The following is an 11,942-nucleotide window of genomic DNA, read 5'->3' as shown; positions in this document are numbered from 1 at the left end:
GCTTGAGAAGCAGGATAGAAGTCCGTCGCGGAAATGTGCAGTGACGGTTGAGCAGGGTGCCATCGCGGCCGGCGATGGCTGGCCTCTCGCACGAGCGATGCTAGCTTCTGCCGCGCACGACCGTCAGCCGGTCGGAGACACCGCCTGTGGTGAGACGCGCATCATCATGGGTCCGCAAATGCTCCACCAGCAGCTTCGTGACCGAGGGCAACGACTTGTAATCGCGCACGCCGATGACCAGGTCGCGTCGCGCCCAGGACTCATCGAGCGGGACGGTGACGAGACTGTCGACGCCGTAGCGGTCGCGAACGATCTCCAGCGGCACGACACCAACCCCCATCCTGGCATCGACGACGCGAAACAGCGCATCGAAGCTGCTGACGCGGATGCGCACCTTGAGGTGCTGCCCGAGAGCCGCGGCGGCCCGGACACACAGCGTCTCGATCGAACTGCCCTTCTCCAGGCTGACGAAATCGAAATCGACCAGCTCGCGGAAGCGAACGCTGTTGCGGCCCGCCAGCGGGTGGTCGCGCGTGACCAGCGCGACCAGGCTGTCGCTGCGATAGGACAGCAGCTCCAGATCCTGACCGTCGATGTTGCCGCCGAAAATGCCGATGTCGGCCCGGTTCTCCACCACCGCGCGCACGATCGCGGGGCTGAGATCCTCCTCGATGTCGATGTGGACCAACGGATGCCGCTCCAGGAACAGGCTGAGCTCATCCGCCAGGGCTTCGAGGATCGCGGACTTGTTGGCACAGATCCGGATCAGCCCGCGCTTGCCCTGCCGGTATCCCGTCAGCTCGCTCTCGAGCTTGCTCAAATTTCCCAGGATGATGCGGGCGTGCTCGAGCAGGGCGAAGCCAGCCGGTGTCGGCTCGATCCCCTTCGAATGACGATGCAGCAGCTCGACCTGGAACAAATCCTCGATATCCGAGACGCGGCGGCTGACCGCGGACGCAGCGATGTTCTTCTTCTCCGCCGCCTTCGCGATACTCTGCTCCTCGACGATCGCCACGAACAATTGCAGCGTGAGGAGATCGATTTTGGCGGTCATCCGTCAGATCCTCGACCGGGCCCTCGCTAGGGGGCCATTGTGGAGAAGCTTTGCGGCCGGTCGCAAGTGCGGTGTCAGATTATGGTCCCCCGGGGACGACACCAGAGGCTGCCGCGACGCAGAGAGGCTGTCTTTGACGGGGCTTTCTCAAAGCCGTTTTGATATGGCGGAGAGGGAGGGACTGCTGTCAAGCAGTCTTTCCAATAGGTTAGCTTGTCTAACCCTGCAAAATTGGACCATTGAGACCAAACGAGTATTTTCCCGAACGTCTAACCTGCCAGAGGCGGCCGCCAGAGAATTGTGCCGCGAGCGCACAATTGCCGCTGGGGCTTCCAGAAACTGTTCCCTGTCGGCACCGTTTTCCGCACCAAGGCCGGCCCGCACAAGACTTCCAATTCGGAAGGATTGCGCGAGCTCGCACCGATCGGGGAGGCCGTCATGAAACCAGGCGGCTGGAAGCATAACCAGGAAACCAACGCCAAGATCTCGGCGGCCCGGCGCGCGCAGCTGAGCGACCCCGCGGAGCGGGCTAAAATCAGCGAATCGACCAAGGCCCGTATGGCCGATCCAGCCGTCCGGCAGCGCATCAGGGACGGAATGCTGAGGGCGAGCGGCGCAGCCGACGAGTTGCGGACGCTTCGCGCTGTTTGGCGGGCAACCCGCTCGACCGTCCGGGCGCGCTTCCTGGCTGAATTGCTCGAGCCGATCTGTCACACCCGGCGCGAGGGCGATCAGTCATGAGCTGGGAAGCCACAGCATGGGCCGCTAAGCAAATCACCGGGAGCGCCCCCAATAAGTTAACCTTGCTTGCCTTGGCGAACTACGCAGATGAGCGGGGCGAGTGCTGGCCTACCCAAGAAACACTCGCTAGGGATACCGAGCAAAGCATCGATACCGTCCAGCGGCGGATTAAAAACCTGGTTGAGCTCGGCCTAGTGCGCGTCGAAAGGCGCCCAGGTCGTCGCGGCCAATGGCAGGGCCGGCGTTACTATCTCGCAATGGGTGTTGCAGAAAAGTCCAAGCCGCAATCTGCGGCTCGGTCGAAGCCCTCAAATGCGCCTGCGACAACGCCGCGCCATGCCGCACCAGGGCCGGCCACCATACCGCACCAGGCCCGGTCACCGTACCGCACAGCTGTGCGGCATAAACCTTCAATAGAACCTCCATTAGAACCTCCAGCGCGAAAAACTGCTAATTCCGCCGAGGAGCGTCTGCAGGCTTTCCAAGGGAAGTGCGAGCCGACAGAGGTCGTCCAGAACCGCATAGCTCAGCGGCTCGGATCTGAAGGTTGGCTGATCCTAGGTGAGCTGAGCGACGCGCAGCGCGCAAGGCTCACCACACTGCAACGTCGCGGTGAGCTCGACGATGCCGCTCTGACTAGCTTCGCCGCATCGGTGCGCTTGGCGCGGCCGCCGCCATGACCGCGCGCGGCGAGCTGCTTTGGAAACCCCTGACAAATCGCCAGCAGTTTCGAAGCCGGGGGCGGGTCAAAAGTCGCCAGAACGCGAGCGCTGAGACCGGCCTCTCTCTCACTCGCAGGTTTTTTTCCTTGCCGAACCGAATTTTCGACCTCCAACGGACCATCACCATGACCGCTCAAAAAAGTCTTGAGTCAGATCAATGCCTTACAGGCGACGCGCGGTCGTCGACTGCGATTAAGGCCCTCAATCGAACGAATAAATTCCCGCAGCTCTCGCTGCCGCTGGCGCAGTCGACTTCCTGCGATGTCTGCGGAAACCCGTTCGAAATTGTTCGGCGCCGCGGCCGGCCCCAGCGATTTTGCAGTGCCCCCTGCCGCGTCGCTCAGGCGAAAGCGCAACGATCGGATTGGTCGCGGGTGAATTGGGCATCGCGTAGTGCGGCCAAACGAAACCTCTCAACCTCAACCGGAGAAACTCCCGATGTCGAAGTCTGAAAACGCGAATCGCACCGTTGCCAGCATGCTTACAACCAATCCGACAACCGTTGAGCAGAACCTTGCTCGCGTCTGGCATCGTCATGTCGACGATCTGGTCGCTGTCGGCGTGCCGGCCGAGATGGCGGAGCATTCGATGTTGGCGGCAGCGCTGGTGCGCGCAGCGCGATCGGAAGGTGGGGCGGTCGTGATTTCTCGGTTGCGCGATGCTGCTGACGCCTTCGAGCGCGAGCTGCTAACAGCCGGCGCGCAATGCCGGAAAAATTTCAATTGACAGCGTTCAGAAAAATAATCGAGCTTGATCGCGCTTCAACCGCCGCGAGTTTCGAGTCGGCGGTTAGAGGCCCGACACGCGCGACGCTGTCGAAGCTCATGCCAGGCGCTGGGACCGGTAGCCAACCCGGATCTTCATTTTCTCTCAAATCGAAATCACCTCGCTCGAGGCGAGCGCAAGCCTGTCTCACCGCGAGATCATCCAATCCCGCTCGAAAGGAGCGCATTATGACCACCATTCGCATGAACTTGCGGCGCGCAATGCCGCACGTTGCCATTGCCGCCCTCGCGGTCAACCAGCCGCGGGCAGTCGTCGGCTTTCCAAGGAACGAAGGCGATCCCGTCCAGCGGACACTCCACCAGATCGGCGACGAAATCAGCCGGATCAGCGGCGATATGCGCAACCGCGTCGACGCTGCCCAACGGCGGCTCGATGATCTCGAAACCCGTAATCGCGATATCGAACAGCTTTTGGCCGATGGAGCTCGCGGCGGACGCTTTGGCGGCGGCTCGAGTGAGTCGCCGGGCGAGGTGTTCGTCCGCTCCGAGGCCTTCAAAAATTTCGGCGGCTCGGCCGGCCGCGGGAATATCTCTGCGGTGGTGCAGGCCATCACTTCCGCCAGCACGTCCGCCGGCGGAATGATTGCGCCCGATCGGCGCGGCGAGATCGTCGGCATGCCGAAACGCCGGCTGACCATCCGCGGCCTGATCGCGCCAGGCACAACGAACAGCAACTCGGTGAACTATGTCCGGCAGACCACCCGCACGAACAATGCGGCAGTGGTTACCGAGGGCGCTCAGAAGCCCGAATCGGTGCTGGCCTGGACCGAGGCCGACGCCCCGGTGCGCACGATCGCGCATTGGGTGCCCGTGTCTCGTCAGGCTATGGACGACGCGCCGATGCTGCAGTCGACGATCGACGGCGAGCTGCGCTACGGTCTCAGCGTCAAGGAGGAGGAGGAGCTCCTGCTCGGAAGCGGCGCCGGTCAGCACATTTACGGCATCATCCCTCAGGCGGCCGCCTACGAAACCAGTCGCGATGGCACCGGCGACACGGCATTCGACACGCTTGCACACGCAATCGCCCAGAGCGAAGTCGCGTTGCTGCCGGCCACCGGCATCGTCCTCAATGACAACGATTTGGAGTCGTTGAAGATCATCAAGGATGGTGACGATCGTTACATCGGTGGAGGCCCATTCGGTCCGCCTATCACGACGATCTGGGGACGGCCTGTTGTCGGGACACCGGCGATGGCCGCCGGCGAATTTCTGGTCGGCGCCTTCCTCGACGGCGCGCAGATCTTCGATCGGCTCGACGCCGAAGTGCTTGTCAGCTCGGAAGATCGCGACAACTTCATCAAAAACATGCTCACGGTTCGCGCCGAGGAGCGGCTCGCGATGGCGGTCAAGCGGCCGGCTGCGTTCGTCCACGGCGCGTTCCCTGCCGGCGCCGGCGTCTAATCGGTTTCGGGGCAGACATTGACGCTGCCGCAGCCCGGCGAACAACGAGAAGGATCCTGCCCGCCCCGACGACGTAGCATGGGTTCAAGGATTCGAGGCTGAACGACTGGGGGCGATCTTCTATCGGAGGAAGGTCGTCCCCTTTCCGCGGAGATCAAGAAAGGTACGGGCGGCTATTCTCGACCAGGCCTCTCGTGTTTCGCTCTATCTGCGAAACCGCGAAAATCATGGCGTTTTGGATTAGGGTTCAAGGATTCAAGGCTGCACTCTCATTCGAGCCAGGCTCTCCGCCATTCGTCCAGGGAGCCCAGAAAGCCGCAGCTTGCGCATCTGCTTCGGCACTTTGCGAAACGCTGCCTTCCCATATTTTTAAAGCACGAGCGAACTTCTCAATGCACTCGACTGTTGCAACCGCGAAATCAAACAGCTCTTCGTAATTCGGCATTGGCTTGTCCTTCGGATCGCCGAGATGCGCAGTGAACTTGTCGCGAAAATTCCTGACCTTTTCCTGCCTATGATCGCCCTTCAGCTGTTCGAACGTCGATGTTGCTTCCGTGAGAGCCCCGTCGTCTGCTTGGAAATGAGCTCGCACCTTCTGCTCTTTGAGCAATTCAAAGGCTCGGTACAGATGCCAGTCACCTTCCTTAGGCTTGGCATAACAACGCGATACTAACATCACTAAGCGCGAGATCATGGCGTTCCGAATCATCGCACCCGCCCCGCCTGCGCCGGCGTCATTCAACCTGGGATTCACGGTGCCATTATTCTGGACTTTTACAAGCTGCACGAGCACCAGGATTTCTTGAGCATCGAACAAGCTGCCGGCCAAGACACGCTTTACCGCTTGCGCTGCGGCATGTTGAACATGTGGACGCATTGGGATCCTAATCGCGAAATTCTATCCAATAGGGCTCTGAGCCCGCTTCCGGTCGCTCTGCTTACGTGTCTTCGAACCTGCTAGCGTGATAGCTGAGTGTCCATGGCGGCTCCCCCCCATTTGCAGGAGTGATCCGAAATCGCTCAGGTGCCTCGATATCTCGTTGAGCGAGAGCAATCTCCGTGAGCGTGATCTCGGCAGGCAAGTGGGTCTTAAGTACATAAGCAACCATTTCTTCAAAGAAGCACAGTGTCCGGTCGAGCAAAAACTCAACGACCACCGTAACGTTCTCGTCCGAAATCTTTGGCTCAGTCGCATGCACCTCGTTATTTTCGACAGAGTACCGCACTTTGGGGAATTCCCAGATTTCGTGCTCAAGATCGTTTCGTAGCAGCAGGAGCCGTTCCGTCCACTTTCTCGTCTCGACGAGATAATTCGAGAGCGGCGCATCGGCACGGCGCAATCGCTCTATGCCGGCTTCAAAAGCCGACTGCTTTCTGAAGAGAAACCCAATGTCTATCCCCATGAAGGTACACAGGCCCTGAACGCCGGTCTTTACTGCACGCGCAGACGCGTTCAAAAATGACTCGAAGCTTTCGCTGAGCTGCTTATTGATATTCTCAAGAATGCGAACGTTGCCTCCCTCGATCTGGGCGGCTGCTCCCGATACGACCTGCTCGCGATGCCGCGCCCACAGTTCCCGAAGATCGTTACTTGCCGCGCGCGCAGTTAACAGCGATGAGAACGTGCTTTCGAAGCGCTTGTCGAAATCATTTCGCCTCGATAGATCGGTCAACACGTTCTCTCGGATACGCAGCAGTCCGAGGGTGCATCGAGCGATGAAGGGGCTGCTTGCCCCCTCATCTAAAAACTTTTCCATAACTATGCCGCCCGTCTCCTTTCGAATCCGAAAGTTCGTGCGCTGTTGGATATTCGAAATAAGCTGACCAAATTCTACTTGCGTGATCGGAAGGACCGGAGAAATCTGATGCGTTGGGCGTCTTATGACTCTCGTGTACTCAGGCTTAAAATTCGGAAGAAATACCAACAGCCCTTCAAGAGGCAGCTTCCCGGCCATCAACACCACGCCACCGGTATGCCACTTCATGAATTGAAGGGCCGCGAGAACTTCGCCGTGTGGACCTTCGAGATGAACCGGCTTATTAGGTATGAACTTTCCGGTGTAGCCCTCAGTTGGCACCGGGACGAATCCTCCCTGCACGCTTGGTTGGAAACCCAATGTGGTGATTACGTTGTTCGATTGCCCCTCCATCATTGGGGACCAATCGAGTTGTTTTCCGGCAACGTCGGGAGCGAAGAATACTAGGTGCCCGACCATGAAGGCGACCATCTTGCCAAACGAGCCTACGCCGATTGGACGCATCACGATGGTGACATAAAACGCGGGCGGGGCTGGCGATGCAAAAGCACCTTCCGCTGGCGGCAGGAGGTCACCGGAAAGACTTTCACCGGGGAATTGAATTGCATAGTTGATGACGCCGACAGAAGCCACGACGATCATGTCGAGCCATTGCTTGTGCGGTGTCGCACAATTTATCCTGTACAGCTTATCCGCGAGTCGGTCGAGCGGAGCCGAGGAATTCGCGGCCAAAACAATGCCCAAGGTGATATTGCTTCGCGTCTCGCCTTTTGGAACGGGTGTCTTAGCTAGGTGCTTCACTTCTGCGACGCGCGAATAAGCTTCGCTTAGACGCTCTTCGTTCAAGTCATCGCAGATCTCGATCACAACGGCGACGCGGTCGGACGGTATTATTTCTAGCTCTTCGCCCGCTTCCCTTGCCGCCTTCCGATACACTACCACCGGATAGCTCGGCGTCCTTCTTCCGCTATTGTCGACGACCGAAGCCGAGCCAACTGTGAAGTCGGAGCTGATAAATTGTTGCAGTGCTGCTCGCACGCACGCGGCGAATTCTTCATTCGAGGTCGCTACAAGGCTTTCGGTTGCGCGCAGGATTTGCTCTAAAAGGTCGCTCAAGACGTGGTCCAGACTGTTGATTCGGGAATGTAACCCTATCTGCCTTCAACCGAATGAAGGTGTAGTTGTAATAGCTACCTTGCGGAATGATTTTGCTGTTCTGGGCAATCAACGGCGTATGATCGTTGATTAGGTTGCCTCTTCATGGTCGGTAGCAGGGCGCTCAAAATGCGCGAACCAATCGTCCCACGAGCTGCGCGTTCGACATTTTGCAAAAGCCGATTCTACGATCGAATAGCCGCCGTTAGACAAATGAATTCCCTCCAGCCCGAAAGTATAGTTAGCAGCGTATATCAACCTGCGGATGCGCGAAAGCCGCCCTTTGAAGGGCTTGGCAATCGGCTGCAAATCAGGGAATCTGTCCGTGGGCCTGATAACCCGGACCGAGATATAGCCGCTCCATGCCTGGTCAGCATGCTTCCGATTGGCGTCGGGAGGGGCGCGGCTGAATGCTAAGGCGCATTGGCGTGCGCTTTGACCTGGCCAATATGGCCGGGAGGGCCGCGCCATGTCCAGAGGGGCAACCCTTAAAAGCGCCGCCGCCAGTCTCTCGGCTGGTTATCAGCTCCCGGCTGCCGGTCCGCCACCGGCGACGGTCCTGATAGGCCGATACCGAGAGCAATCGCATGACGATCGAACGTCCGATGTTTCCGCCTGGCGCGGATCGTAAACTTTCCGCGAATCAACTTCTGCCACCCTCTCCGACGCCCGGCCACGTTGCCGGCGCCAAGTGTGTTCCTGTCACTCGGAGAAGCGTTATGTCTGCGTTAAGTTCAACTGCTGCCCTGCCGCTCGTCACCGCACCGTCGGTCGCGGCCACGCCGAGCAATGGCATCCCTCAGGGCCTGGCCGAAAGGTTCGCGGATTTCTATGGTCGCTGGCGAGAGCAGAGGCGTCGTGACGATTTCGCGATCGTCGACGATCCAGAGCTAGCCGGGTGGCAAGCTCTGAATTCCGAGCTGATCGATCTGCAGGCTCGGATCATGAGCTGTCAGCCGCGAACGGTTGAAGACATTATCCTGCAGGCTCGGCTTTGCGCGCTGGTTAACAGCGATCTGTGGACCGACGCTGCAACGGTGCAGGCGGCCGACGCTGGCGCGCGCTCGCATCGTCAGTTGCTCGAGAACGTCGCTGCGCTCGTCGGAGCTGAATTGCTACCCGGCACGGGAGTGGTGCCGCTCTCCGAAAGTGTCTAACCAAACCGGTTGACAGTATGCGACCGCATGACGATCATCATGCGATCGCATATCGGAGTGATTCGTCACATGGCCGTTCTGGACAAACCTCGCGCCGCGAAGGCCGCGCCATCCGTCGACCTTGACGCGCCGCGCTTCACGATGAAGGAAGTCGCAAGGGCTTCCGGCGGGAATATCAACACCGTCTTTTCGTGGTTTCAGCGAGGGCATTTTCAGCTGGGCCAGACGGATCGGCAAGCTGAGGCTGGTACTGGACACGGGATCAGCCTGCGGACAGCGCTTGAGGTTGCGATCGCGGTTCACCTCCATCGGCACTGCGGCCTGCACCCGTCCGCCGGCGTCAAAGTCGCGCGAAAATTCACTCACTTTGGCGACAAGAACCGTGCGCCTGGGGAACTGTACGCGGGCCGCGATTTTACGGTTTTAATCGTCTATCCTGAATTGGAAGACGGCAAGGTCATCCAAATGATTGATGGCACGCCGCTAATCGAGGCGTTCTCTTCACGTCATGGCAGGCAGATTGCCGCGACCGTCGTTTGGCTCAACTTCATCGACAAGGCAGTTCGAGTCGCGCTTCTCCAAGGCGGGAAAGGGAGTGCTGAGTGATGTCGCGCGCTGCTCGACTAACGAAAGCCGATGTCTCTCGCATGATCGCTGGAGCAGTCGCGGCCGGCATTCCGATTGAGCGCATTACCGGCGTGAAATATTCCGATTGCGTGCTCGAGGTGCTGTTCGCTGAGCCGATTAAGTCGAGCGACGCGAGAGCAGAGAACGAGTGGGATGCGGTGCTGAAATGACGAAACGTCTGCCGCGATACGTGTCGGAGTTTCCCGATCGTCACGGCAAAATGCGTGTGCGCGCGCGGCGGAAGGGTCAGGAGAGCTATTACTTCAAAGCTGCGCCTTGGACACCTGAATTCATGGCTGAGTATCATGCATTTTTGGATCGAGCGCCGGCGCCGATTGTCGGGCCAGGCTCAAAGCGCATCAAGCCCGGTTCGATCTCGGCTCTGATCGCTGCTTATTACCTCTCTCCCGAATTCAAGGGGTGTGCCGAGAGCACCAAGGCAACGTTTCGAGGCATCCTTGAGCGATTTCGCAATGAGCATGGCGAGAAGCGTGTAGCGACTATCCAACGCCAGCATATCAAAGCGATCATCGGATCAAAGTCGGACACGCCTTCCGCTGCCAACAACCTTCTCGATAGGCTCCGGACATTGATGGGTTTCGCGATCGACATCGGATTGCGGAAAGACGATCCGACGTTTCGGGTCAAAGGCTTCAAGATCCGCAATGATGGATTCCACACCTGGACAGAGGGTGAGATCCTGGCGTTTGAAACGCGCCATCCGCTCGGAAGCAAGGCAAGGCTGGCATTCGCGCTCATGCTGTACACGGGGCAACGTCGCTCAGATGCAGTCGTCATGGGTTGGCAGCACGTCGAGGCCACCAAGATAAAGGTGCGCCAGATCAAAACGAGCAAGCGCCTATCGATCAAGATTCATCCTTCACTCGCTGCGGTGCTCGAAAAGACGCCGCGCTCGAATCTCACGTTCCTCGTTACCCAGTACGGAAAACCGTTCAGCGCCGCCGGCTTCGGAAATTGGTTTCGCGATCGCTGCGACGAGGCCGGGCTGCCGCAATGCTCAGCGCACGGCTTGCGCAAGGCAGCGGCTCGACGGCTTGCCGAGGTTGGCTGCAGCAATCAGCAGATCAAGGCTGTGACGGGTCACGTCACCGACAAGGAAGTCGCGAGATACACGGCGGCTGCCAATCAAGAGCGGCTCGCTGAGCAGGCGATCGACGCGTCGCCAGGGGGAGAACGCGAACAAAAACTGTCTAACCAAAACGTCGGGTTAGACAAAACTTCACTCAAGCCATTGAAAAGAAAGGGCCGCTAAATGGATATGGCGGAGAGGGAGGGATTCGAACCCCCGATAGGCTTGCACCTATGCCGCATTTCGAGTGCGGTGCATTCAACCACTCTGCCACCTCTCCTGAAGGCGCCAAGTAAGGAGCAGGGCCCCTGTGGTTGGGGGCGTTAATAGGCGAGGATGGCGGGCCAGACAAGGCGCGAAAGGGGAAAATCCGCTGCCTCTTTCAGCCCCCACCCCGGAGCCGTCTCCGGTCCGATGAATCCGAACGGGGCTCCAGCTTCTTGTTTTGACGCGTTTTATTGACGCGAACCGGGTCTACTTCGCTCGAAAGCGCTCTCATCGCCGGGAGGAACTGCCGTGGAGCATCTGACGATCAACGCCAATGGCGCCGATTTCCACCTGGTCCGCGCTGGGCGAGGCAAACCGCTGCTTTTGCTGCATGGTTGGCCGGAATTCTGGCTGACCTGGGAGCCGGTGATATCAAGGCTTTCGGACCGGTTCATGCTGATCGCGCCCGATCTGCGCGGCTTCGGCGACAGCGACAAGCCGGACGGGCCTTTTGGGCCGGACGGCGGACATGCTGGCGCTGATGGACGGGCTCGGCATCGAGCGATTCGCCGTGGTCGGCCACGATGTCGGCGGCGCCGTGATGCAGCCTTTGGCCCGGCAGGCGCCCGAGCGGCTCGCGGGGCTGTTTTTCTTCGACTTCGTCTATCCCGGCATCGGGCCGCGCATGGCGGCGCCTGATCGACTCAACCACATCTGGTATCAGTCTTTCCATCAGATGGAGATAGCCGAGCGGCTCGTCGGCGCGAGCCGCGAGAGCTGCCGGCTCTATATCGGTCACTTCCTCAAGGGTTGGGCGCATCGGAAGAGCGCCTTCGACGATGTTCTCGACGCTTTCGCCGACAATTTCTTCAGAGAAGGCAACCTCGCCGGCGGCTTTGCGCATTATCGCGCCTCGCATGCCGGACGGGTTGCGATGATGAAGGGCGAAGCCCCGCAGCTGGCACCGATCAACGTGCCGACCCGCGTGCGCTGGGCCGAGCACGATCCGCTGTTTCCCTATGCCTGGACCGATCGTCTCGGCGAGACGTTTGGCGATCTCGATCTTGCGATGTTTCCGGGCGTCGGCCACTTCCCGCATCGGGAAGATCCGGATCGCGCGGCCGCGGAGATCGCGGCGTTTTTTCAGCGGATCGGCTGGAGCTGAAGACAGGGGTGGGACCGCCAGACGCGGTAAACACTGGCGGTCCCGTGCCGCTCATTGAAATACTGGCTGGGAAGGGCGGCT

General features: G+C 59.5%; 11 protein-coding genes, 1 tRNA gene and 1 pseudogene. 9 read left to right on the top strand and 4 right to left on the bottom strand.

Features of this window, described 5'->3' with window-relative positions; genetic code table 11:
• Nucleotides 1–100: 100 nt before the first annotated feature.
• Complete coding sequence (locus AB7G19_RS02340; RefSeq protein WP_085399696.1) at nucleotides 101–1,054, bottom strand: LysR family transcriptional regulator; 954 nt, start codon at nucleotides 1,052–1,054, stop codon at nucleotides 101–103.
• A gap of 438 nt (nucleotides 1,055–1,492) precedes the next feature.
• Between AB7G19_RS02340 and AB7G19_RS02335 the strand changes: the two genes are divergently transcribed.
• The 4 genes from AB7G19_RS02335 to AB7G19_RS02320 all read left to right on the top strand — a co-directional run bounded on the left by AB7G19_RS02335 (nucleotide 1,493) and on the right by AB7G19_RS02320 (nucleotide 4,703).
• Entirely contained in the window at nucleotides 1,493–1,795 is a 303-nt protein-coding gene (locus AB7G19_RS02335; protein ID WP_441267686.1) for a hypothetical protein, read from the top strand.
• A complete protein-coding gene (locus AB7G19_RS02330) occupies nucleotides 1,792–2,475 on the top strand; it encodes a helix-turn-helix domain-containing protein (protein ID WP_441267685.1) in 684 nt (227 codons plus the stop codon). Before AB7G19_RS02335 ends, AB7G19_RS02330 begins: the two co-directional genes overlap by 4 nt.
• 480 nt (nucleotides 2,476–2,955) lie before the next feature.
• Complete coding sequence (locus AB7G19_RS02325) at nucleotides 2,956–3,243, top strand: hypothetical protein (RefSeq protein ID WP_441267684.1); 288 nt, start codon at nucleotides 2,956–2,958, stop codon at nucleotides 3,241–3,243.
• Between the two features lie 227 nt (nucleotides 3,244–3,470).
• Nucleotides 3,471–4,703, top strand: a complete 1,233-nt coding sequence (locus tag AB7G19_RS02320) for a phage major capsid protein (protein WP_441267683.1) — start codon at nucleotides 3,471–3,473, stop codon at nucleotides 4,701–4,703.
• A 247-nt stretch (nucleotides 4,704–4,950) separates the two neighbouring features.
• On the opposite strand, the gene AB7G19_RS02315 is transcribed toward AB7G19_RS02320, so the two are convergent.
• Together AB7G19_RS02315 and AB7G19_RS02310 are read right to left on the bottom strand one after the other, a co-directional pair.
• Entirely contained in the window at nucleotides 4,951–5,532 is a 582-nt protein-coding gene (locus tag AB7G19_RS02315; protein WP_441267682.1) for an AbiU2 domain-containing protein, read from the bottom strand.
• 109 nt (nucleotides 5,533–5,641) lie between these two features.
• The gene (locus AB7G19_RS02310) at nucleotides 5,642–7,576 is read right to left on the bottom strand and encodes a DUF6602 domain-containing protein (protein ID WP_441267681.1); all 1,935 of its coding nucleotides are present in this window, start codon (nucleotides 7,574–7,576) and stop codon (nucleotides 5,642–5,644) included.
• 758 nt (nucleotides 7,577–8,334) lie between these two features.
• Between AB7G19_RS02310 and AB7G19_RS02305 the strand changes: the two genes are divergently transcribed.
• From AB7G19_RS02305 to AB7G19_RS02290, 4 genes are read left to right on the top strand one after another with little or no spacing between them, the layout of a single operon-like run.
• On the top strand, nucleotides 8,335–8,772 hold the full coding sequence (locus AB7G19_RS02305) for a hypothetical protein (RefSeq protein WP_441267680.1): 438 nt from the start codon (nucleotides 8,335–8,337) through the stop codon (nucleotides 8,770–8,772).
• Nucleotides 8,773–8,799: 27 nt separating this feature from the next.
• On the top strand, nucleotides 8,800–9,378 hold the full coding sequence (locus tag AB7G19_RS02300; RefSeq protein WP_441267679.1) for a hypothetical protein: 579 nt from the start codon (nucleotides 8,800–8,802) through the stop codon (nucleotides 9,376–9,378).
• Nucleotides 9,378–9,569, top strand: a complete 192-nt coding sequence (locus tag AB7G19_RS02295) for a hypothetical protein (protein ID WP_441267678.1) — start codon at nucleotides 9,378–9,380, stop codon at nucleotides 9,567–9,569. The genes AB7G19_RS02300 and AB7G19_RS02295 overlap by 1 nt, the downstream gene beginning before the upstream one ends.
• Complete coding sequence (locus AB7G19_RS02290; protein WP_441267677.1) at nucleotides 9,566–10,672, top strand: tyrosine-type recombinase/integrase; 1,107 nt, start codon at nucleotides 9,566–9,568, stop codon at nucleotides 10,670–10,672. Before AB7G19_RS02295 ends, AB7G19_RS02290 begins: the two co-directional genes overlap by 4 nt.
• Nucleotides 10,673–10,679: 7 nt before the next feature.
• On the opposite strand, the gene AB7G19_RS02285 is transcribed toward AB7G19_RS02290, so the two are convergent.
• Nucleotides 10,680–10,769: transfer RNA gene (locus AB7G19_RS02285), tRNA-Ser, on the bottom strand.
• Nucleotides 10,770–11,005: 236 nt separating this feature from the next.
• Here AB7G19_RS02285 and AB7G19_RS02280 point away from each other — a divergent pair.
• Nucleotides 11,006–11,861 (top strand): annotated as a pseudogene (locus AB7G19_RS02280) (alpha/beta fold hydrolase).
• Nucleotides 11,862–11,942: the final 81 nt, after the last annotated feature.

The sequence above is a fragment of the Bradyrhizobium sp. 215_C5_N1_1 genome (genome assembly GCF_052075935.1).
GTDB classification, from domain to species: Bacteria; Pseudomonadota; Alphaproteobacteria; order Rhizobiales; family Xanthobacteraceae; genus Bradyrhizobium; species Bradyrhizobium barranii.
The sequence above is the reverse complement of the archived record's forward strand: the minus strand, read 5'-3'. Positions and strand labels throughout refer to the sequence as shown.